This is a genomic window from Kushneria sp. EE4, assembly GCF_977968315.1.
The window spans coordinates 2,636,976-2,657,794 of the sequence record NZ_OZ386212.1; the positions used below are offsets into that span (position 1 = coordinate 2,636,976).

The 20,819-nt window shown below is 62.6% G+C and carries 19 protein-coding genes; 9 read left to right on the forward strand and 10 right to left on the reverse strand.

The features are described 5' to 3' along the window. The first annotated feature begins 13 nt into the window (after window positions 1–13). Both ACXMYO_RS11985 and ACXMYO_RS11990 read left to right on the forward strand, forming a co-directional pair. The gene (locus ACXMYO_RS11985; RefSeq protein ID WP_457808893.1) at window positions 14–1,612 is read left to right on the forward strand and encodes a hypothetical protein; all 1,599 of its coding nucleotides are present in this window, start codon (window positions 14–16) and stop codon (window positions 1,610–1,612) included. Further along, on the forward strand, window positions 1,609–2,445 hold the full coding sequence (locus tag ACXMYO_RS11990) for a hypothetical protein (protein ID WP_457808894.1): 837 nt from the start codon (window positions 1,609–1,611) through the stop codon (window positions 2,443–2,445). Before ACXMYO_RS11985 ends, ACXMYO_RS11990 begins: the two co-directional genes overlap by 4 nt. Window positions 2,446–2,582: 137 nt before the next feature. Here ACXMYO_RS11990 and ACXMYO_RS11995 read toward each other — a convergent pair whose 3' ends face one another. Further along, window positions 2,583–3,746 carry a fumarylacetoacetate hydrolase family protein gene (locus ACXMYO_RS11995; protein WP_457808895.1) on the reverse strand — a complete coding sequence of 388 codons (1,164 nt, stop codon included), beginning with the start codon at window positions 3,744–3,746 and terminating at the stop codon, window positions 2,583–2,585. A gap of 282 nt (window positions 3,747–4,028) precedes the next feature. Here ACXMYO_RS11995 and ACXMYO_RS12000 point away from each other — a divergent pair, with 282 nt between their 5' ends. Further along, window positions 4,029–4,904 carry a transporter substrate-binding domain-containing protein gene (locus ACXMYO_RS12000; protein WP_457808896.1) on the forward strand — a complete coding sequence of 292 codons (876 nt, stop codon included), beginning with the start codon at window positions 4,029–4,031 and terminating at the stop codon, window positions 4,902–4,904. 40 nt (window positions 4,905–4,944) lie between these two features. Here the strand turns inward: ACXMYO_RS12000 and ACXMYO_RS12005 are convergent, their stop codons facing one another. From ACXMYO_RS12005 to ACXMYO_RS12040, 8 genes are all read right to left on the reverse strand, one after another. Next, complete coding sequence (locus ACXMYO_RS12005) at window positions 4,945–6,228, reverse strand: TRAP transporter large permease (RefSeq protein ID WP_457808897.1); 1,284 nt, start codon at window positions 6,226–6,228, stop codon at window positions 4,945–4,947. A 13-nt stretch (window positions 6,229–6,241) separates the two neighbouring features. Further along, window positions 6,242–6,709 (reverse strand): TRAP transporter small permease subunit, encoded by a 468-nt coding sequence (locus ACXMYO_RS12010; RefSeq protein WP_438764957.1) that lies wholly within the window; start codon window positions 6,707–6,709, stop codon window positions 6,242–6,244. Between the two features lie 105 nt (window positions 6,710–6,814). Next, window positions 6,815–7,798 carry a C4-dicarboxylate TRAP transporter substrate-binding protein gene (locus tag ACXMYO_RS12015; RefSeq protein WP_457808898.1) on the reverse strand — a complete coding sequence of 328 codons (984 nt, stop codon included), beginning with the start codon at window positions 7,796–7,798 and terminating at the stop codon, window positions 6,815–6,817. A 34-nt stretch (window positions 7,799–7,832) separates the two neighbouring features. Further along, entirely contained in the window at window positions 7,833–8,963 is a 1,131-nt protein-coding gene (locus ACXMYO_RS12020; RefSeq protein ID WP_457808899.1) for a mannitol dehydrogenase family protein, read from the reverse strand. Window positions 8,964–8,992: 29 nt separating this feature from the next. Then, entirely contained in the window at window positions 8,993–10,636 is a 1,644-nt protein-coding gene (locus tag ACXMYO_RS12025; protein ID WP_457808900.1) for a UxaA family hydrolase, read from the reverse strand. After that, the gene (locus tag ACXMYO_RS12030) at window positions 10,629–11,690 is read right to left on the reverse strand and encodes a zinc-binding alcohol dehydrogenase family protein (protein ID WP_457808901.1); all 1,062 of its coding nucleotides are present in this window, start codon (window positions 11,688–11,690) and stop codon (window positions 10,629–10,631) included. Before ACXMYO_RS12030 ends, ACXMYO_RS12025 begins: the two co-directional genes overlap by 8 nt. Window positions 11,691–11,939: 249 nt before the next feature. Then, on the reverse strand, window positions 11,940–12,782 hold the full coding sequence (locus tag ACXMYO_RS12035; protein ID WP_438764964.1) for a fumarylacetoacetate hydrolase family protein: 843 nt from the start codon (window positions 12,780–12,782) through the stop codon (window positions 11,940–11,942). A gap of 39 nt (window positions 12,783–12,821) precedes the next feature. After that, a complete protein-coding gene (locus tag ACXMYO_RS12040; protein WP_457808902.1) occupies window positions 12,822–13,589 on the reverse strand; it encodes an SDR family oxidoreductase in 768 nt (255 codons plus the stop codon). A gap of 157 nt (window positions 13,590–13,746) precedes the next feature. Between ACXMYO_RS12040 and ACXMYO_RS12045 the strand changes: the two genes are divergently transcribed. From ACXMYO_RS12045 to ACXMYO_RS12065, 5 genes are all read left to right on the forward strand, one after another. Further along, window positions 13,747–14,532, forward strand: a complete 786-nt coding sequence (locus ACXMYO_RS12045) for an FCD domain-containing protein (protein WP_438764966.1) — start codon at window positions 13,747–13,749, stop codon at window positions 14,530–14,532. Between the two features lie 339 nt (window positions 14,533–14,871). Continuing rightward, window positions 14,872–15,399 (forward strand): hypothetical protein, encoded by a 528-nt coding sequence (locus ACXMYO_RS12050; protein ID WP_438764967.1) that lies wholly within the window; start codon window positions 14,872–14,874, stop codon window positions 15,397–15,399. A gap of 226 nt (window positions 15,400–15,625) precedes the next feature. Next, entirely contained in the window at window positions 15,626–16,438 is an 813-nt protein-coding gene (locus tag ACXMYO_RS12055) for an amino acid ABC transporter substrate-binding protein (RefSeq protein WP_457808903.1), read from the forward strand. Between the two features lie 113 nt (window positions 16,439–16,551). Then, the gene (locus ACXMYO_RS12060; RefSeq protein ID WP_115855167.1) at window positions 16,552–17,226 is read left to right on the forward strand and encodes an amino acid ABC transporter permease; all 675 of its coding nucleotides are present in this window, start codon (window positions 16,552–16,554) and stop codon (window positions 17,224–17,226) included. Next, entirely contained in the window at window positions 17,223–17,978 is a 756-nt protein-coding gene (locus ACXMYO_RS12065; protein WP_457808904.1) for an amino acid ABC transporter ATP-binding protein, read from the forward strand. The genes ACXMYO_RS12060 and ACXMYO_RS12065 overlap by 4 nt, the downstream gene beginning before the upstream one ends. 12 nt (window positions 17,979–17,990) lie before the next feature. Here ACXMYO_RS12065 and ACXMYO_RS12070 read toward each other — a convergent pair whose 3' ends face one another. After that, a complete protein-coding gene (locus ACXMYO_RS12070) occupies window positions 17,991–19,607 on the reverse strand; it encodes an FGGY-family carbohydrate kinase (protein WP_457808905.1) in 1,617 nt (538 codons plus the stop codon). A 236-nt stretch (window positions 19,608–19,843) separates the two neighbouring features. On the opposite strand from ACXMYO_RS12070, the gene ACXMYO_RS12075 reads away from it, so the two are divergent. Then, a complete protein-coding gene (locus ACXMYO_RS12075) occupies window positions 19,844–20,791 on the forward strand; it encodes an ABC transporter substrate-binding protein (protein WP_457808906.1) in 948 nt (315 codons plus the stop codon). The last annotated feature ends 28 nt before the right edge of the window (window positions 20,792–20,819 follow it).

The following is a 20,819-nucleotide window of genomic DNA, read 5'->3' on the forward strand; positions in this document are numbered from 1 at the left end:
CAGGGGAACACAGATGAACGACCTGCTTTACATGATCAACAGCTATCGCGCCATTCTGGGCGCGATCGTGTTGTTGCTGCTGACAGCGCTGCTGTTGTATCGGTTCTGGGATCAGGTCAGCCTGATGCTGTTAAGGGTGCACTGCGCGCTCCCGGGCATCGGCAAGGTGGCCACGCTTTCCAGAAACAGCCAGTCTCATGACAGTCAGACCGGCTGGTTCAGCAGTGAAAACGAACTGTGCTCTCATTTCATGGAGCATCTGGAGGATCGGGGGCGAGCAAGCCCCACGTTTTTTGTGAAGTGCCAGAGCTATCTGGACAAGGCACAGGAAACCGGGCGCAGGGAACTGCCGGTGCTGGGCTGGATACTGGTCGCCGCCATGGTTTTTGTCGAGGCCATGGGGTTTTCCTATGTACTGGCAGGCTGGACCATCCCGGGGGCCAGTGAAGCTCTGCAGCAAAAGGGCGCGCTGGGCATCGCCTTTCTGATCTCTGCCCTGCTGGTCTATCTGACGCACAAGACCGGCCAGGAAATCCATCATAACCATCTGGTGCGCAAGGTACGTACCTGGTTTAACGGCCAGGATGGCAACCTGGTCCCTGAGCCGGGCGTGACACTGGACAACAATGAGATTGATGACGGCGCACCAACATGGCGGCAGCTGCTCAATCGCCTCAGGACCAATGCCAACGTCAAACCGGGCTGGACCATTACGGTCATCACGGCGGCGTTCATTGTTGCCATCGCCATTGGTGCGACCTATGTCCGCGGCCAGGCGCTGGATGAAATGCTCTCCAGCCAGCAGATGTCACAGGGTAGCAGCATGGCCGGCGCTCAGTATCAGGACCCCTATTCCGATACCGCCCTGCCCGACGAACTCGCCAGCATTCAGCGTGATGCCGACAGCGAGTCGGGACAAAGCGTCATTGACCATCAGCGCAAGGGCGGCTGGGGCACCTTCATCGTGCTGGCCTTTATCTTTGTCTTTCTGCAGATCATGGGCACGATGATTGGCTATTTCACCGGCTTTGCCGGCAAGGAATCTTCCAGGGCCCGCAGCTATATCGGAAAGTTTCGTAACAAGGAAGAGTACAGCGCCTATCATGCCAGGCGGCGCAATCGCGTGATTCATATCGCTCAAAAGCATCTGTCCAGGCTACAGCAGCGCATGCTCAATCGCGCCATGCAAAATAATACGGACAGCGACAGCATCCGGCTTTTGAATCACGCCGGTGATCGCAGCTTTCAGCAATATGCCGAGACCTTTGAACGTGAACAGCGCGAATCCGAATCACGTGATCTGGCACATCAGCACCGTACACGTGCCACGCGCGCCAGCGATACGTTGTCCACCGCCACCTCCCATGAGGCGCAGACGCCTCTGGAGCGACCATCCCCGGTGCAGGATAGCCAGCGCACAGAGACGATCTCCCAGGAGACAGGCGGCTCGCCTGACGACAGCGCGCCGGTAGATCGTCGAGCAGCCATCCGGCAGCGTCTTGAGGAAGAGCGTCGGCAAAAGGAGCTCAAGGAGCAGGAAGAAGAAGACGCGGCATATGAAGCGCGTCTTCGTCGGGAAATGGGTCTGGATGATGGGAGTACTTCTTCATGAAGCGCTATTTGATCGCGCTGGCAGGCGTTGTGCTTAGCGGTGCAAGTCTTATGGCCAATGCCGATATGCGAGATGACTTCCCCAGCTGCTATCAGGCACTGGGCAATGATGCGCCGCAGCAGGCTGCGCCGGCGCGCGAGCTGTTTGTGCTGATTGACGAAACGGTCGATGCCGATGAGCGCATTCAAAGATCCGTCATCGACAAGACCCTGCGCTTCATACGTCCGGGCGACGCGATTGAGGTGGTACGGTTTGCCGCCTTTACCGGTGAGCACTACACACGCCTTATGCTCAAGGGACAGATTGACGCGCAACTGTCGCAGGACCAGCGTTACTCGATTTCAAAGCGATCACTCAATGGCTTTGACAGCTGTTTCCAGAAGCAGGCCACTTACGTCAAGCGACGTCTTGGTGAAGCGATCAACGAAAGTTTTGGTGACAGCCCCGATATCCCCAAAACGGAGCTGATCGGCAATCTCTCTTCCATCAGCACGCTGATACGCGATAGCGAAGCAGAGCACAAGGTCGTGCTTTTATTTTCCGACATGCTGGAGAATTCAGACATCACCAGTTTCTACCAGAGTGGTAATGTCAGAACGATCGACCCTGACCAGGAACTTGAAAAACTCGAACACTCCGGGCTCAAGGGTGAATGGGATGGAGCTCGAATCTATGTCGTCGGTGCGGGGCTGATCGGAAAGGACAACAAAACGGCCTACCGCAGTGAACGTACCATGGACAGACTCAGGGCGTTCTGGGCCGGATATTTCAAGCGTGGTGATGCACAACTTGAAGGCTGGGGAAGCCCCATGCTGCTTGAGGACCTGCGTTAAGCAGACAAACCATCGAGCCGCCATTCGAAAAACGGTGAGGAGATCGAGTTTCGGGTGGTCTGACGATTTCTCGGCATCGAAAAGGCCGCCCGGCGATAGCGTCGGGCGGCCTTTTTATGGGCAGGCGAAGTGCGGGATCAGCGGTTCAGATAGCGCATCAGTGCGCCGATACCGAACTGCCACGGCGCGATGGCGTGGCTGCGGTCAACCCGATTGATCAGGGTGCCCAGCGCCGGGGTATGAATGCTGACCCGGTCGCCCACGTGGTGGGTAAAGCCCTGTCCGGGGGCGTCGCGGTCTTCGCCCGGTGAAAACATGGTGCCCAGAAACAGCATGAAACCGTCCGGGTACTGATGGTGGCGCCCGCAGGTCTGCTTGACCAGATCAAGCGGGTCACGGCTGATCTCGCGCATGTCGCTGCGCCCTTCCATCACGAAACCGTCATCGCCACCTTCGATACGCATGGTGACCTGCGCCTGGCGGATCGTGTCCATGGTGAAGTCGTCATCAAACAGGCGAATGAAGGGGCCGATGGCACAGGCACCGTTGTTGTCCTTGGCCTTGCCCAGCAGCAGCGCGCTGCGCCCTTCGATATCACGCAGATTCACATCGTTGCCCAGCGCCGCCCCGCGCGGCGTCCCCTGCCCGTCCATGGCCAGCACCACCTCGGGCTCCGGGTTGTTCCAGCTCGAGGCGGCGTGAAGGCCCACATTGGCGCCAAAGCCAACTGATGACAGGGGTGCGGCCTTGCTGAACACCTCGGCGTCTACCCCGATGCCCACTTCCAGATAGGGCGACCACTGCCCGCGTGCCATCAGCTCTTCGCGCAGCGTCATGGCGGCCTCGGAGCCGGGCACGATTTTTGACAGATCCTGACCGATCAGCTCGCGCAACCGGGCGCGGATGTCGCCGGCTTTTGAGGCATCGCCGGCGGCCTGCTCCTCGATGACCCGCTCCAGCAGGCTGACGGCGAAGGTCACGCCACAGGCCTTGACCACCTGCAGATCACAGGGGGCCAGCAGCCGGTTGCCGTGCTCATCGGGGGTGGTGGCGCTCTCTGCCAGCGACTGCACAAGCCAGGGTTTGACCGCCCCCAGCGATATGCCGCCGGCCTCGCGGGCCAGTGCCAGCCGGTCGTCGCGGTCCAGCAGCGCACTCATGGTGCCCACGTGCGCGGTGATATCGACAAGCTCGCCGCCGCGCAGGGCCACTATTCGCGGGCCGTCGCCGCGCCAGACGCGCCCGACCAGGGTGGCATCCGGGTCGTCGGGCAGACACCGTGAGAGTTCAATATCGCGCATGACGCATCTCCTTTTACAGATCAATGGCTGTCGATCAAGGCCGGTGGATAAATCGATCAAGGAAACCGCGCGGGAGTCGCCCGGCGCTTTCCCCTGTCCCTTGCCTTTCGCCCCCTGGCGCATCGCACCGAATGGACGCCTCAGCCATTGGGCCAGGCAGGGTCGTCAAAGGCGTTCAATCAGCGTACCCTCCCGCGGCGATACATTTTGCGGCCGGACACCCGCCGGCCACACACCGTCTGTCCGGTGCCATGCCCGGATTCATCTGCGATGGAACATCTCATGGTTCGACTGCTGCGCACCCATGCCCGCCACCTGCCGGCGCGCCGTCTCTCTTCTGCTCTGATCGCAACCCTGCTCTGGATCGTCTCCCTGACCCTGATGCTGAGCGTGTGCCTGTCGCCGCACGCTGAAGCCGCCAGTGCCGAGAATCCATCGGCACTCGACCGGATCATCGAGCGCGGCACGCTCAGAGTAGGTACCACCGGGGACTACAAGCCCTTCAGCTATCGTGCCAAAGACGATCGCTTCATCGGCCTCGACCCGGACATGGCGGCTGATCTTGCTCGAACGCTGGGCGTCGAGCTCGAACTGGTGCCGACCAGCTGGCCCACGCTGATGCAGGACTTTCACGACCATCGTTTTGATCTCGCCATGAGCGGCATTTCGGTCAATCCTGACCGCCAGAAAAGCGCCTGGTTTTCCGCGCCCTACCAGCGCGATGGCAAAACACCCATCGCGCTTTGTGACCATCAGGACGACTACCAGACCCTTGAGCAGATCGACCGGCCCGGCGTTCGCGTCATCGTCAATCCCGGCGGCACCAACGAGCGCTTTGCCCGTGACCATCTGCAACGGGCCACGATTGTTGACCACGACGACAACGTCACCATTTTCGATCAGATCGTGCAGGGCAAGGCGGATCTGATGATGACCGACGCCATCGAAACCCGCCTGCAGGCCAATCTGCATCCCGAGCTGTGCGCCATTCATCCCGACCAGCCGTTCAACTTCTCCGAAAAGGCGGTGCTGCTGCCAAAGGACATGGACCTCAAGCTTTTTGTCGATCAGTGGCTGCGCCAGCTCAAGGAGAGCGGCACGTTCGATGAGCAGCTCCAGCACTGGCTCGATTACGACTGGCCGCTGAAAAAGGGCTGACAGATCGCGCGGCCGGCCCATCCGCGCGGCCCTGTCGGCATCAGAACACCATCGCCGGCAGCGTCAGCGACAGCGCCGGGATAAACGTCACCAGCAGCAGCATCGCCACCAGCAGCAGCCAGAACGGCACCACCGCCCGGATAAAGTCGGGCAGTTTCACGCCCGTGATGCTGGCGGTGGTGAACATCACCGTTCCCAGCGGTGGCGTGATGGTGCCGATCGCGGCGTTGAAAATGAAAATGATGCCAAAGTGCACCGGGTCGATCCCGAACTGCGCGGCCACCGGGGCCAGCAGCGGTGACAGCACGATCAAAATGGCATTGCCCTCCAGAAACATGCCCAGCACCAGCAAAATCAGATTGGCCAGCAGCAAAAAGGCGATCGCGCTGCCCACTTCGGCCGATAAAAAGGTCGTGATCGTCTGCGGCACCTGCTCCCAGGTCAGAAACCGGGCAAAACCGGAGGCCACGCAGATAATGAACAACACGTTCACCGCCGAGAGCAGCGACTCGCGCGTGGCCAGCGCAATGGTGGTCGGGCGCAGCTCGCGATAGACGAACACCCCAACGATCAACGCATAGGCCACCGCCATGGCGCCGGCTTCGGTCGGCGTGAAGACCCCGATGCGAATCCCGCCGATGACCAGCACCGGCAGTGCCAGCGCGATCAGCCCGGCGCGGGTCACGCTGATCCATTCATGACGCGAGACCTTCTCGCGCTGCGGCGGCTGATAGCCCCGGCGCCGGCACATGATCGACACCATCACCATCATCGCCAGGGCCATACCGATCCCCGGCACCACGCCTGCCATGAACAGCCGCCCGATCGAGACGTTATTGACGTAGCCGTAGATGATCAGCGCGATGCCGGGCGGAATGGTCGAGGTAATCAGCGATGACGCCGCGGTAATGGCCGCCGAAAAGGGTGTGGGGTAGCCGCGCGCGTTCATCTGCGGCACCAGCAGCTTGGCGTTCATGGCGGCATCGGCAATGTTGGAGCCGGAAAGCCCGCCCATGAAGGTACTCAGCAGCACGTTGGACTGGGCCAGCCCGCCGTGAAAGCGCCGGGTACACAGCTCGGCCAGGTTCAAAAGCCGCGTGGTAATGCCGGAGTAGTTCATGAACACGCCGGCCATGATGAAAAAGGGAATGGCCAGCAGCGACACCGACTCAAGCCCGCCGGCCAGGCGCTGAATCAGCAGCACCAGCGGCTGTTCGGCACCAATCAAAAAATACAAAAACGTCGAGAGAAACAGAGCGAAGGCCACCGGGGTGCCCATGAAAAACAGCACCAGAAGGGCGCCAAGAGCTGCAAGAACTGCCATAAGCGTCGCTCTCCTATCGCGAAAACAGCCGACGCGCGCCGTGATAAAGCATCATGACGGCACTCAATGGAATAACGAGATACACCCAGAAATACGGAATCTGGAGCATCGGCGTACTGCGAAAGGCCGCAAAGGGCAAAAGCTCAAGCCCCCAGTAGAGCATGACGCCAGCGGCAATCATGATCATGACGACGTTGAATATCCGCTCACGCCAGCGCTCGAGCGGCTTTGGCAGGCGCTCGCCGAACAAATCGATCAAAACGTGCTCGTTACGTCGCACCAGGGCGCTGGCGCCCAGAAAGGTGGCCCACACCAGCAGCAGCTGCAGCACTTCCTCCGCCCAGGCCAGCGGCGCGTTGAGGAAGTAGCGCATCAAAGCGTTGGCCAGCGCGATCAGGAACAGGGCAAACAGCGCAAGGCTGCCGAACACTTCATCCAGATGCATCAGACGATCCAGCCCGGCCATGACGGTCTTCATCATCTCTCTCCCGCCCCGGAGCCGTCGTGCGCCCGGGGCCTGTATGCGATGCGATTGTCGTGATCAGACGTGCCCGGGCGCCCGTCATGACAGGCCCCCGGTACGGGTTCAGCCATTGATGATGTCGCTGATCTGCTTGTAGAGCCCCGGCGACCACTGCGGGAAGGCTTCCGGAATCTCCTGACGGGCACGCGCCTGGAAAGGCGCGATGTCGATCTCGTTGACCTGCACGCCGGCCTCTTTCATGCGCTCGATATCCTTGTCGTTTTGCGCCATCACCAGCTCGCTGGCGTATTCGGCAAAGCGCTGGCCGGTCTCGGTCAGAATGCGGCGCTCTTCGTCACTCAGCTTTTGCCAGAAGGCTTCACCGGTCACGAACGGGGTGACGGTCTGCATGTGGCGGGTCAGGTTGAGCTCCTTGACCACCTCATAGAACTTGCCGCCAAAGAGAACCGACGGCGGGTTTTCGACGCCGGACACCATCCCCTGGGCCAGCGCCGGGTAGACATCGCCCAGCGACATCGGCGTGGGGATGGCGCCCATGGCGCGAACGGCGGCCACATACATGGGCGAGTTCTGCACCCGCACCTTCACGCCCTTCAGATCATCCGGCGTTTGCACGGCATTGTCGGAGAGCAGCTGACGCTCGCCGTAGATCACGTTGGGCACCACGATGCGATAGCCCTGGGCGTTGAGCTTCTGGTTCTGCTCGGCAAACCAGTCGGATTCAAAGACCTTGAGCTTGTCGTCAAAGGTCTCGGAGAGATAGGGCGCGTCCAGCACGCTCAGATCCGGCACCGAGTCCATGAAGTTGCTGTAGGCGTTGATGCCGATCAGCGCCGAGCCAAAGCGCGCCTGCTCCATGACCTCGGTTTCCGAACCCAGCTGACTGGCCGGGAACGGCTGCAGTACCAGCTCGCCGTTGCTCTCTTCCTTGACCCACTCGGCCCACTGTTTCACGGCGACATCGATCGGCTCGCCCGGCTGGTTGCCGTAGGCGACGCGAATATCGGTGGCCGCCAGTGCCGAGGCACTCATACCCAGCGAGGCCACGCCAAGCGTTGCGACACAGCCCAGAATAAAATGACGCATGATGCTGACTCCTTATCGGTGAAGGCGCAGGCGGTTACCGGCGGCCGTCGATCTCCGCGGCCCAGGCGCGCAGCAGCGGAATATTCATGTTGTGATGCTCGGCCAGGGCCAGCAGCGGGATCACGCGGCGCTGGCATTTGGCGGCGTGGTTGTCGGCGATGTCCGCCAGCCGATGGTCCAGAAAGGGGTTTTCAAACCGCTCGAAGGTGGTGGCGCAATACGCCGCCGGGTCCAGCGCCGGCCAGGCGCGCGACAACAGCGGCATCACCTCTGCCAGCAGTGCCTCGAGCGGCGCGCGCAGGCGAGAATCGGTGATGGCCTCGCGCACGAACGTGATCTCATCGGTCAGGGCCAGCGACTGCCACTGATGTACCAGAAAGGTGTGTGAGAGATTGAGGATGTGAAGCTTTTGCTTTTCAAACGGCTCGATCTCGTCGACCAGGTGCACATCCGGATGCTGACAGGGCATCTCCAGCCCCGGCGTGCGGCGCACCGCCCACAGCGCATAGGGCTCGGCCACCGCCCCGACCGGCTCGATGGCCTCGGAGACAATGCGATCCACCAGGGTGTCCACCCAGACACAGCGCGTGTCCAGCCAGCGCACAAAGTCGTCATCGGCGTAATGCGCCCCGGCCAGATCGAGTATCAGCCGGCGCAGCACCTGGCCGTTGTCGCTGATCAGCTCGCACGGCATTAGCGTGACGCCCGGGCCACCCGCGGCGAAGCGCGCACGCAACAGCTTCAAGAGCCGACAGGGAAAGCTGCGCGGCAGCGTCTCGAGCGGGCTGTCGCCATCGGGCACTTCATAGCCGCGGTCGGCGGTGTTGGAGACCACGTGCGTGATGTGCTCGACAAAAAGCTTTTCCAGCGTTGCCCACTGCTCGTCGGCAATCAGACAGCCGGCCAGCGCGTCGATCTGGTGGGTCTCATCGATGTCGTGGCCATCAAGGCGACCACGGATTCGCAGCGGATAGACGGGCTGGCGCATCAGGGCGTGGGCCTTCTCGCGCCCGGCCGGGCGCGGCGAGGACTGTACCAGCACGATGCGCTTGTGCGTGTGGCCGGCCGCCAGCGAGGCGCTGACAAAGGCATCCACATGCGCCAGCAGAAAGCGGCTGGTGCCGAACTGGAGGATGTCGGCACTGGCCACATCAATGCCAGACACATCGACGCCGTCCATATCGTTAGCGGTGATCACAGGGAAACCCCTCGCTTCCAGGGAATGAAGTCCTGCTGATCCAGCCGGGAGGCGCAGCTTTGATAGCGCCCCGAGGCGGTCTCGATGCAGCGCTCCAGCAGCGCATCGGCCAGGGCATCAATGGACGAGGTGCCTTCCACGATCGGGCCGGCATCAAAGTCGATGGCATCAAACATGCGTCGGGCCAGGTCGCTGTTGCTGGCAATCTTGAGCACCGGGGTAACCGGGTTGCCGGTGGGCGTGCCCAGGCCGGTAGTAAAGAGCATCAGGTTGGCGCCGGAGCCGGCCATCGCGGTGGTGGATTCCACATCGTTGCCGGGGGTGCACAGAAGGCTCAGGCCCGGGCGGGTGACCGGCTCGGTGTAATCGAGCACGTCAACGATGGGGCTGTCGCCGCCCTTGCGCGCCGCCCCGGCCGATTTCATGGCATCGGTGATCAGGCCGTCGCGGATGTTGCCGGGCGAGGGATTCATGGAGAAATCCGCCCCCACGGCGCCGGCGTGTCGCTGGTAGGCACTCATCAACTCGCGAAACCGAGCGGCGAGTTCGTCGCTGGTACAGCGCGCCGCCAGCTCATGCTCCACGCCGCACAGCTCGGGGAATTCACTGAGAATGCCCGAGCCGCCCAGCGCCACCAGCCGGTCCATCACTCCCCCCACCAGCGGGTTGGCCGAAATGCCCGAGAAGCCGTCCGAGCCGCCGCACTCCACACCCAGCACCAGTTTCGAGACGGGCGCGGGCTGGCGGGTGAGTTCGTTGGCCTCGCGCAGGCCGTCAAAGATGGCGCTCAGCGTCTCGCGCATCAGGGTCTGTTCATCGCCCAGCGCCTGCTGCTCGAAAAAATGGACGGGACGCGTGGCGCTGGGGTCGCGTGCAGCGATGGCCTCCTGCAGCAGCGAGGCCTCGGCGTTTTGACAGCCCAGGCTCAGCACCGTGGCGCCGGCCACGTTGGGATGACAGATGTAGCCCGCCAGCAGCTGACACAGCGCTTTGGCGTCCTCGCGCGTGCCGCCGCAGCCCAGCGAGTGGGTCAGAAAGCGCACCCCGTCGACATTGGGAAAGGGCGTGTCCATGACCGTCTCATCGACGTTGTCCTCAGTCAGGGGCTCGCCTTTTAACAGCGACCGGGCCATGCGCTTGTAGCGACGGTGCGGGTCGTTGCCCAGCGCATCGTTGATGCAGGTCCGCAGCACTTCGATATTGCGGTTTTCACAGAACACCAGCGGCACCACCAGCCAGTAGTTGGCCGTGCCCACGCTGCCGTCGCCGCGATGAAAGCCGTCAAAGGTGCGCCCTTCAAAGGCGGTGACGTCCGGCGCCTGCCAGTCGGTACGTCGCGTCTCGCTCTGGTCGCTGTCGGTCACGTGTTCCACGTTGTCGGTCCCGATGCGCCCGCCGGCGGCAATGGCCTGCGTGGCGCGCCCGACCGTGACGCCATACATGATCACCAGATCCCCCACGGCCAGCGCCTGATGGGTGAACTTGTGCTTGCGCGCGATAGGCTCGGCCAGGGTCACGACCGCGTCCCCTGCCTCGACCTCCGCCCCTGCGGGCAGATCAACGAGGGCGACGCTGACATTGTCCAGACGGTGAATCCTGATCGTACGGCGAAGGTTCTGGGTGGCGATAACATCACTCATTGAGGGCCTCCGGCGTTCGAGTATCGGTCCCGGCGTCGTCGACCAGGCGCACCATGCCCTTGATCACGCCGGTGGACGGCTCGCACCACTGCGCCATGACGGTCGGCATATCGGTCAGAGGCGCCCGGTGGGTGATCATGGCGCGCTCATGGAGCTTTCCGGCCTCCATCAGGCCGGTCACCATGTCGAAGTCTTCCCGCGTGGCGTTGCGACTGCCCAAAAGGGTCAGCTCGCGCTTGTGAAAGTCCGGGTCGTTGAAGGTGATGTCGGCGCGCACCACGCTGACCAGCACGTAGCGCCCGCCGTGGCCGGCGAAATCAAAGCCGCGGTTCATGGCCTGTGGATTGCCGGTGGCATCGAACACCACATCGGCCATGGCCCCCTCGGAGAACGCGGTGATGGCCTCGACGCTGTCGCCCTCTGTGACATTGAAGGTCTCCACCCCCAGGCTGTCGCGGCAAAACGCCAGTCGCCCGTCGTGGTTGTCCAGCACCATCACCTGCGCGCCCTGCGCCCTTGCCAGCTGCGCCACGCCCATGCCGATCGGGCCGGCACCGGCCACCACGACCCGCTCGCCCGTTTCCAGCCGGCTGCGCCGTATGGCGTGAGCACCGATGGCCAGACACTCGACCAGCGCGAGCTGTTCAAACGACAGGGTCTCGGAGGTCACCAGATGCGTGATGGGGACCACCAGGTACTCCGCCATGCCGCCATCGCGGTGCACGCCGATGACTTCAAGGCTCTGGCAGCAGTTGGTGCGCCCGCGCTGACAGGCGTTGCACTTACCGCAGTGCAGATAGGGGATGACGTAGGCGCGCTGACCGACCAGCGCGGCGTCCCCGTCGTCACCGGTGGCCACCACCTCGCCGGAGAGTTCATGGCCCAGCACCCGCGGATAGCTGAAATAGGGCTGGCGGCCGCCGTAGGCGTGGATATCGGTACCGCAGATCCCCACGCAGTGGATACGCAAAAGCGCCTGACCCGGCCCGCACTGCGGCGTATCGGTCTCCTCGAGCGTCATCTCTCCTGGTGCCGCACAGACCAGTACCTGCATGTCCTTCTCCCGATGATTCCAGAGCGATGCCAGCGCCACACGATTAATGGCCTGACCTTTAAACCGATCATAAGCCGGTCGGTTCGGAACTCAATTCATCGATAGGCTATAAGACGAAGGCATAAAGGTCGTGGAACCGGGCGTACAAAAAGCCCGCGTGAGGCGGGCGGCTGCCCGGTGGGGGTGGCATAAAAAAGGCGCTTCCGGAAAAGGAAGCGCCGTCTGTCAGGACCCGTTTTAAGCGCGGCGTCAGGCCTGCACGGTGCGCTGGGTCTGTTCGCCCAGGCCCTCAATGCCCAGTCGCATGGTCTGCCCCGGGCGCAGATAGACCTTCGGATTTTGCCCCATGCCCACACCGGGCGGGGTGCCGGTCGAGATGACATCCCCGGCCTGCAGGCTCATGAAGCGGCTGAGATAGGCCACCAGATGGGCCACGCCAAACACCATGGTATTGGTCGAACCATTCTGATAGCGGTGGCCGTCCACTTCCAGCCACATGGCAAGATTGCCGGGATCGGGAATCTCATCGGGCGTGACCAGCCAGGGGCCGAGCGGGCCGAAAGTATCGCAGCCCTTGCCCTTGTCCCAGGTGCCACCGCGGGAGAGCTGGAACTCGCGCTCGGAGACATCGTTGACGACGCAGTAGCCGGCCACATGGCTCATGGCATCGGCCTCATCGATGTAACGCCCGGGCGTGCCGATCACCACGCCCAGCTCGACCTCCCAGTCGGTGCTTTGTGAATCACGCGGGATCTCGACGTCATCATTGGGTCCGCAGATCGCGCTGGTCCACTTGCTGAACACCACGGGCTCGGTGGGCAGCTCGGCGCCGGTTTCGGCGGCGTGATCGGCGTAGTTCAATCCGATACAGATGAACTTGCCCACCCGCCCCACGCAGGGGCCGATGCGCGCGCCGGATTCCACGACCGGCAGGGTGTCCGCGTCCAGTCGTGACAGCCTGTCGAGCTGATCCGTCGAGAGGGCTTCGCCGGCAATGTCATCCACATGGCCGGACAGGTCCCGCAGGCTGCCATCAGGGGCCACGATGCCCGGTTTTTCAGAGCCTTTCGGCCCAAAGCGCAATAGTTTCATGCCGTTCTCCATGGTGAAGTCATACCGGGCAGGCCTGGCTCAGTTGGACCAGCCGCCGTCGATCATCTGGGTGGTGCCGGTAATAAAGGCAGCCTCATCGCTGGCAAGCCAGGCCACCAGCGCCGCCACCTCCTCAACGCGCCCCAGCCGGCCCATGGGCTGGCGCGCCACGAATTCGGCCAGCACGGTGGAAGCGTCAACACCTCTGGCGCGGGCCTGCGCTTCGATGCGCGCGTGCAGGGAGGGCGAGTCCACGGTGCCCGGACAGATGGCGTTACAGCGAACGTTTTGGGTCATATAGTCCGCCGCCACCGATTTGGTCAGGCCGATGACGGCGGCCTTGGTGGTGCCATAGGCGCAGCGATCGGCCACACCCTTCACGCTGGAGGCCAGCGAGGCCATGTTGATGATACTGCCGCCGCCGTTGGCCAGCATGGCGGGCAAAAAGGCCTGAATGGTGTGAAACATGGCCGTGACGTTGAGCGCCATGGCCCTTTGCCAGTCATCGTCATCGCACGCCAGCACGCTGCCGTGATGCACGATGCCGGCACAGTTAAAGAGCACATCGATCGGGCCCACCTCGGCGGCCAAGGCGCGGATGGCATCACGATCGAGCACGTCCAGCCGGCGCGATGTCATGGCACCGTTATCGGCCAAAAGCGAGACGTCCCGATCGGTGGCAATCACGCGGGCGCCTTCATCCAGCAGACGCTGCGCTGCGGCGCGACCGATGCCCTGGCCGGCTGCCGTGACCAGTACCGTTCTGCCCCTCAGTCGCCCTGAAGAGGCCATTTCGTTCGTAGTCATGGCACATGATCCTTGAACACCCGTCGTCCGCGGCGCGGATGACACGACCCGATGATTAGAGCAAAATAACCAATGGACTGACCTTTAACCATTGGTCGCAGCGCTGTGCCCTACTATTCTGCGCCCATGCCTTTCGCTGCTGGATGACTGACCGTCGATGCCACTCAAGACCATTCGCAATGCGCGCCTGTATCGCCAGATTGCCGATCAACTGCATGACCTTATCGAGTCCGGCGAATTTCCACCGGGCAGCCTGCTGCCGCCGGAGCGCGAGCTGGCCCAGACGCTGGGCGTCAGCCGGGCCTCCGTGCGCGAAGCCCTGATCGCCCTGGAGGTCATCGGTCAGGTGGAGGTTCGGGTCGGGCACGGCGTGCTGGTCGGGGCGCTGGTCCCGCGCGGCGGGCAGTCCATTCTGCATACGGCCGCCCAGCAGCACCCCTGGTCGCTGGACCCGGAGCTCGAGCAGGAGTTTGCCACCCAGGACAATGAAGAGATTCCGCCCTACGCCCTTTTGGAGGCGCGACGTCTGGTCGAGCCCGAAGCGGCGGCACTGGCGGCGGCCAACATGACGCCGGAGATACTGGCCGGCATCGAGGAGGCCTACGAGCGCCACGTGGCCGACAACGACGCCGAAGTCGACGAGCGCCACCAGGGCATCCCCTATACGGCCAACCACACCGGTGACCGCCTCTTTCATGTCCGCATCGCCCAGGCCAGCGGCAACCCGGCCTATGCCCTGCTCATTCGCCATATTCTCGGCCATCAGTACGGCGTCATGTTTCGTCGCCTGCAGGACCTTTACCTCACCACTGACATGAAGACCCGCTCGCGCGAGCAGCATCTTCGCATTCTCAATGCCCTGCGCCAGCAAAACGCAGAACGCGCCCGACGTGCCATGGCCGTGCATCTCGATGACGTCATCACCATCTTTTTTGATAGTTGAAAAAGGGCGTCAATACCCCGGCTTTTCGCGGCACCAGAATTAGCAAATCATGAAATATTGCTTCCAACCCATCTCGCTGGTTCGCAACGCTTTATGGGGTTTGAAGGCTGCACAGATTGATAACCTGAGTTAAGGAATGGCGAGGATATTGAAGGTAGCCTCTCGCCTCAAAGCGTGATATCAATGCCTGAACGTCTCCCTGGCGACAACGCCCCGCGCCATTAAAAGGGCTTCAGGCATTCTTTCCTGATGCTTTTGAACCGTTCACCCCGGCATACACACCTCACTTCTTTATCAGACATTCCAACCGCCCAGGCGGTGCACTGAAGGCAGAGGCACATGAAAGACCTGAATCGTGTATTCAAACACTATGAGCAGCAGGTCGGCGGCCATAACCCCCTGCGCCCCCATCCCGCTCAGGAGCAGGTCAATGAGGCCGATCCTGACGAGCCGGCAGGCTTTGACGAAATTGCCCAGCGCATTCTGATTCCCGCCATGGAGTGGGCACGCGATATCGCCTCCGGCAACCATTACGCCAGCGAGATTCATGTCCACTGCCAGGATGAATCGAATACCCGCGAGATCGATTCGGTCGAGTTTCATCTGCTGCCGGTTCAGCACGTCACCATGAAACGCGGCTTTACCAACTTCAATCATCTGCGCATCAGCCATGACCCCGATCATGACGGCCTGCGCATCGATCGAAGCTACATGAGACATCACCGTCATGAAGAGCAGGGCGAGTCCTGGATTTCATGTGGCGATCTCACCCAGGACAAGGTGCAGGACATCATCGCGGACTTCATCGAAGTGGTGCTGGCCAATCAGCTCGACAACGAAGCTGACCCCAGCCTGGCCTCATTCTGACCCGCCCCCTGCTGCTCGTCCTGTCGTCATCACCGATGCCCGGGACGTTTTCCCTTTAAAAGCGCCACCGTTCGATAGTGACATGCCCCGGCCACGGCGCCGGTTCTGTGCCGATAGCTAAAAACCCCTTCGCATATAAAAACTTTTTCTTATTCCTTTAAGGAAGGTTGGGGTACGCTTGACGTATTCAGCGCCTGCGGGCGCATCCTTCTATCAGGAGAGGCACATGACGGCTTTCAGGACCCTGGCGCGTACGCTGGCCCTTACTTCACTGGGGCTGACCACCCTGCTGGGCGCGGCGACAGCCGCTCAGGCCGACACCCTGCGGGTGGGCATGTCCGGCGGCTACTACCCCTTCACCTTTGTCGAGCGTGACAAGCTTCAGGGCTTTGAGGTTGATGTCATGAACGCCATCGGCGAACAGACCGGTGACGACATCCAGTTTGTGACCGCCAGCTTCTCGGGTCTGGCCGGCATGCTGGACTCCGGTCGAATCGACACCATCGCCAACCAGATCACCATCACGCCGGAGCGTCAGGCCAAGTACGCCTTCTCCGCGCCCTATGTCTACGACGGCGCGCAAGTGGTAGTGAGAAAGGGCAACGACGACATTCATGGCGTCGAGGATCTCAAGGGCAAGACGGTCATCATGAACCTGGGCTCGAACTATGAAACGCTGCTCGAGGAGCTGCCCTACGCCGATGAGATCAACCTCAAGACCTATGAGTCCAACATCGAGCAGGATGTCGCGCTGGGCCGGGCCGATGCGTTTGTGATGGACCGCACCAGCGCCGCTCAGGTCATCAAGGACAAGCCGCTGCCGCTGCAGCTCGCCGGCCAGCCCTTTTCCAGAATCGAAAACGCCCTGCCGTTTCGTGACAACGAGCAAGGCCGCGCCCAGCGCGACCGCGTCAATCAGGCGCTGACCACCCTGCGTGACAGCGGCGAACTCAAGGCCATCTCAGAGAAGTGGTTTGACAGCGACATCACCGAAGAACCGCAGGCGCAAGGGTCGGAAAAGACCGGCAGCGACACCTGATCAACGCTATGCTCTGCCCATATGGCCCCGGCATGTCCGGGGCGTTTTGTTTTCCACTCCCTTTGCGTCTCGTGGGCTGTTAACGCGGGCCGCTCGTTTTAAAGCGCATCGCCATGCAAGCACTCAACCTTGATTACATGGCCGGGCTGGTGCCCGTCCTTCTGGGCTATCTCCCGCTGACGCTGGGCATGGCCGCCGCCGGCATGGTCTGCGCCCTGATACTGGCCTGCGGTCTGGCCGTCATTCGCGTCTCGCGTCTGCCGGTGCTGGATCAGGCCGCGAAGCTTTTCATCTCGTTTTTCCGTGGCACCCCGCTGTTGGTACAGCTTTTTTTGTTCTATTACGGGCTGCCGCAGTTTCTCGCCTTTCTGGTCTCCATCAACGGCGTCACGGCCACCATCATGGGGCTGACGCTGCACTTTTCGGCCTACATGGCCGAATCGATTCGCGCCGCGATCACGGGCATTGATCGCAGCCAGACCGAGGCGGCCCAGTCGATCGGCATGACCAATGCCCAGACCATGCGCCGCATCATCCTGCCTCAGGCAACACGGGTGGCCACGCCCACGCTGATGAACTACTTCATCGACATGATCAAGTCGACCTCGCTGGCCTTCACGCTGGGCGTGACCGAGCTGATGGGCGCCACCCAGAAGGAAGCCGCCAGCAGCTTTCTCTACTTCGAGGCCTTTCTGGTCGTCGCGGTGATCTACTGGATCGTGGTCGAGGCGCTGTCCTGGTGTCAGAAGCGGCTGGAAAAACGTCTCAACCGGGCCTACCAGCGATGATTGCACTCAAGGGCATTACCAAGCGCTTTGGCGAACACACCGTGCTCGACGGGATCGACCTGTCACTGGAGCGCGGCGAAATCATCGTGGTCATCGGCCCGTCGGGTACCGGCAAGTCCACGCTTTTGCGCTGCATCAACTTTCTTGAGCGCCCCGACGCCGGAGAGCTCACGGTGGGCGATCTGCACGTGGACGCCGCCCGCCCCGGCAAGGACGACATCCTGGGCCTGCGTCGGCGCACGGCGTTCGTGTTTCAGAACTATGCCCTCTTTGCCCACAAAACGGCGCTGGAAAACATCGCCGAGCGCATGATCGTGGTGGAAGGGCTTTCAAAAAACGAGGCGCACGCTCGCGCCCGCGAGATTCTCGAGCGCATCGGCCTGGTCGACAAGGCCGAGGCCTACCCGGCGGCGCTCTCCGGCGGTCAGCAGCAGCGCATCGGCATCGGCCGCGCCATGGCGGCGAAGGCCGAGGTGATCCTGTTTGACGAGCCGACCTCGGCGCTTGATCCGGAGTGGGTCGAAGAAGTGCTGGCGCTGATGAAGCAGCTCGCCGCCGAGCAGCAGACCATGATCGTGGTCACCCATGAGATGCAGTTTGCCCGTGAAGTGGCCGATCAGGTGGTGTTCATGGACGGCGGGCGCATCGTCGAACAGGCGCCGCCGTCGGAGCTTTTCACCAATCCGAAGGACGAGCGCACCCGCAGCTTCCTGCGCAAGGTGCTCTCCGGCAACGCACCGGCCGCCACCTGACAGCGCCCTGCATCAATCCGCGCGTTCGTCCATGAGTTCGCGATAGCGCAGCTGATCTTCATGCATCCGGCGATAGACGCGGTACTTGGCATCAAAAAACCCGGCGCGCGTGGCATCCGGCGAAATGGTTTGCGCCGTGGCGCTCATGGCCGCGGCCGCCTCGCGCAGCCCGGCCTGATCACCGCAGGCGGTGGCCGCCAGCATGGCGCTGCCCAGCAGCACCGTCTCGCGCTCCTCGGGCAGCTCGATCACAAGCCCGGTGGCATCGCTTAACTCCTTCAGCCAGCGCGCGTTCTTGAGCGCCCCGCCGCACAGGCGCAGCCGCTTGATGGCATGGCCGTGGGCATTGAGTGTCTCGACAATATGGCGCGTGCCCAGACTCACCGCCTGAAGCGTGGCCAGATAGCGCACCGCCAGCCCATCGATGTCCCGGCCCAGATCCAGCCCACTGACCATGCCCTTGAGCGAGGCATCCGCCAGCGGCGAGCGATTGCCGTGGTGGTAGTCCAGCAGGTGCAGATGCCGGGTCAGCTCGTCGCGACTGTCTTCCTCCAGCGCGTCCAGCCGGCGGTTGAGCAGCTCGAAATGACTGACCTCGGCGCGCTCGGCCTCGCTCATCAGCGCCTCACCCGCGCCGCTGTCGGCAATGACGTGATCGATCAGCGCGCCGACCGCGCTCTGCCCGCCCTCGTTGATCCAGCCATCCGGCAGCACCGCGCCCCAGTAGGGTCCCCAGACGCCCGGCACAAAGCAGGGCTCATGAGAGAAGGCGATATGACAGGCCGACGTTCCGGCAATCACCGCCAGGCTGCCCTCCGGGTCTTCCCCCAGCATGCCCAGCGCCCCGGCGTGGGCGTCGATCAGCCCGGTGGCCACCACTGTCTCCTCTGACAAGCCCATCGCCTCGGCCGCCTCACTTGAGAGCGTGCCGGCCCGGGAACTAGGCGCGCGAATGGCGCCCTGCATCGCCGGGCGCGACATCAGCTCATCCAGCCCCAGGCGTTCAAGCAGGTCTTCGGGCCAGCGCCCTTCGTGGGCTAGATAGAGCCACTTGCACACCTGAGTACACACGCTGCGCTCCGGCTCATGGGCGCCGTCCAGATCGCCGATGGCGCGCGCCACCATGAAATCGGCCAGATCGAGAAAGAGCGCGGCCCGCTCGAACTGATCCGGCCGGTGACGGTTGAGCCATAAAAGCTTGGGCAGCTCCAGTTCCGGACTGACCTGACCGCCGATGTAGTCCAGCGCCGGATGCCCGGTGGCGGCGATCTCGTCGGCTTCCTCGATGGCGCGATGGTCCATCCACATGACGATGTTATGGTCATCGTCGTTGTCCGGGGAGACCGACACCGGCCCGCCCTGCTCTCCCAGCGCCACCAGCGAACAGGTGGCGTCAAAGCCGATCGCCCGCACCGCCTCCCCGGGGATGTCTGCCTCGCTCACGGCCGCGCGCACCGCCGCCACGCACTGCGACCAGATATTGTCGCTGGACTGCTCGACAAAGCCGGGGCGCGGACGGTACTGCGCAATCTCGCGCGCCGCCTGTGCCAGGCAGCGCCCGCCCTCATCAAACACGCCGGCCCTGACGCTTGCCGACCCCACATCGATTCCCAGGTAATAGGCGCTCATGACGGTTCCTGATAATGGCGTGACGCTACCCTGCCACAGTGTGAATGACCTGCCCTGCCGACCTTGGTCCAATCACCCAAAGGTGAATTGCCAGTGTGTGCAAAACCCCGCTAAATGGCCAATGACAACGTTAACATTGGCGCGTTAGCCCACGACTGCATGACAACAGGGCCCGCGCGCGTTATCCACCGCGCATGGCACGGGCCATGCCGTCATGATCTGTCGGGGAAGATGCCATGCCTATCACGATGTCGCACGCCAAAGGCCTTCTGGGCGCCGCACTTGTCAGCGCCGTGCTTGCCGTACCTGCCGTTCAGGCCGCCGAGACCGGCGACAAGCCCGACGATGAGCTTGTCATCGGCATGTCCTTTCAGGAGCTCAACAACGTCTACTTCGTGACCATGCAGCGTGCGCTGCAGGAAGCGGTCAACGACATGGGCGCCAGCCTTGTGTTCACCGACGCTCGCCACGACATCGCCAAGCAGATCAATGACGTCGAGGACATGCTTCAGCGCGGGGTCGATATCCTGCTGCTCAACCCGACCGACTCGGTGGGCATTCAGTCGGCGGTGCTTTCCGCCCATGATGCCGGAGTCCCGGTCGTGGCGGTCGATGCCCAGGCCGAAGGACCGGTCGATGGCTTCGTGGGCTCGAAAAACTTCGATGCCGGCTATCAATCCTGTCACTACATGGGCGAGCAGCTTGGCGGCGAAGGCAAGGTCGCCATTCTGGACGGCATCCCGGTCGTGCCCATTCTGGAGCGGGTCGAGGGCTGTCAGAAGGCACTGGGTGAGTTCGAGGGTATCGAAGTGGTCGACAAGCAAAACGGCCACCAGGAGCGCTCCACCGCCATGAACGTCACCGAGAACATGCTGCAGGCCCATCCGGATCTGGCCGGCATCTTCAGCGTCAACGACGTGGGCTCGCTCGGCGCGCTGGTCGCCATCCAGTCCTCCGGCATGGATGTGAAACTGGCAAGCGTTGACGGCAACCCGGAAGCGGTCAAGGCACTGGCCCATCCCAACTCGCCGCTGATCGCGATCGCCGCCCAGCACCCGGCCACCATGGTCACCGAAGCGCTGGCGCTGGCCGTGAAAAAGTACCGCGGTGAAGAGTCCCCCAGTGAAGTGCCGATCGATGTGACCCTGGTGACCGCCGACAACGCCAAGGATTTCACCTGGTAACCCTGACCGGCCGCGACCCGTCGCGGCC

Excerpts from the sequence above, each read along its gene's own strand:
- ACXMYO_RS11985 (WP_457808893.1), top strand. The coding sequence starts at position 14 with ATGAACGACCTGCTTTACATGATCAACAGCTATCGCGCCATTCTGGGC.
- ACXMYO_RS11990 (WP_457808894.1), top strand. The coding sequence starts at position 1,609 with ATGAAGCGCTATTTGATCGCGCTGGCAGGCGTTGTGCTTAGCGGTGCA.
- ACXMYO_RS11995 (WP_457808895.1), bottom strand. The coding sequence starts at position 3,746 with ATGCGCGATATTGAACTCTCACGGTGTCTGCCCGACGACCCGGATGCC.
- ACXMYO_RS12000 (WP_457808896.1), top strand. The coding sequence starts at position 4,029 with ATGGTTCGACTGCTGCGCACCCATGCCCGCCACCTGCCGGCGCGCCGT.
- ACXMYO_RS12005 (WP_457808897.1), bottom strand. The coding sequence starts at position 6,228 with ATGGCAGTTCTTGCAGCTCTTGGCGCCCTTCTGGTGCTGTTTTTCATG.
- ACXMYO_RS12010 (WP_438764957.1), bottom strand. The coding sequence starts at position 6,709 with ATGATGAAGACCGTCATGGCCGGGCTGGATCGTCTGATGCATCTGGAT.
- ACXMYO_RS12015 (WP_457808898.1), bottom strand. The coding sequence starts at position 7,798 with ATGCGTCATTTTATTCTGGGCTGTGTCGCAACGCTTGGCGTGGCCTCG.
- ACXMYO_RS12025 (WP_457808900.1), bottom strand. The coding sequence starts at position 10,636 with ATGAGTGATGTTATCGCCACCCAGAACCTTCGCCGTACGATCAGGATT.
- ACXMYO_RS12030 (WP_457808901.1), bottom strand. The coding sequence starts at position 11,690 with ATGCAGGTACTGGTCTGTGCGGCACCAGGAGAGATGACGCTCGAGGAG.
- ACXMYO_RS12035 (WP_438764964.1), bottom strand. The coding sequence starts at position 12,782 with ATGAAACTATTGCGCTTTGGGCCGAAAGGCTCTGAAAAACCGGGCATC.
- ACXMYO_RS12040 (WP_457808902.1), bottom strand. The coding sequence starts at position 13,589 with ATGACTACGAACGAAATGGCCTCTTCAGGGCGACTGAGGGGCAGAACG.
- ACXMYO_RS12045 (WP_438764966.1), top strand. The coding sequence starts at position 13,747 with ATGCCACTCAAGACCATTCGCAATGCGCGCCTGTATCGCCAGATTGCC.
- ACXMYO_RS12050 (WP_438764967.1), top strand. The coding sequence starts at position 14,872 with ATGAAAGACCTGAATCGTGTATTCAAACACTATGAGCAGCAGGTCGGC.
- ACXMYO_RS12055 (WP_457808903.1), top strand. The coding sequence starts at position 15,626 with ATGACGGCTTTCAGGACCCTGGCGCGTACGCTGGCCCTTACTTCACTG.
- ACXMYO_RS12060 (WP_115855167.1), top strand. The coding sequence starts at position 16,552 with ATGCAAGCACTCAACCTTGATTACATGGCCGGGCTGGTGCCCGTCCTT.
- ACXMYO_RS12065 (WP_457808904.1), top strand. The coding sequence starts at position 17,223 with ATGATTGCACTCAAGGGCATTACCAAGCGCTTTGGCGAACACACCGTG.
- ACXMYO_RS12070 (WP_457808905.1), bottom strand. The coding sequence starts at position 19,607 with ATGAGCGCCTATTACCTGGGAATCGATGTGGGGTCGGCAAGCGTCAGG.
- ACXMYO_RS12075 (WP_457808906.1), top strand. The coding sequence starts at position 19,844 with ATGCCTATCACGATGTCGCACGCCAAAGGCCTTCTGGGCGCCGCACTT.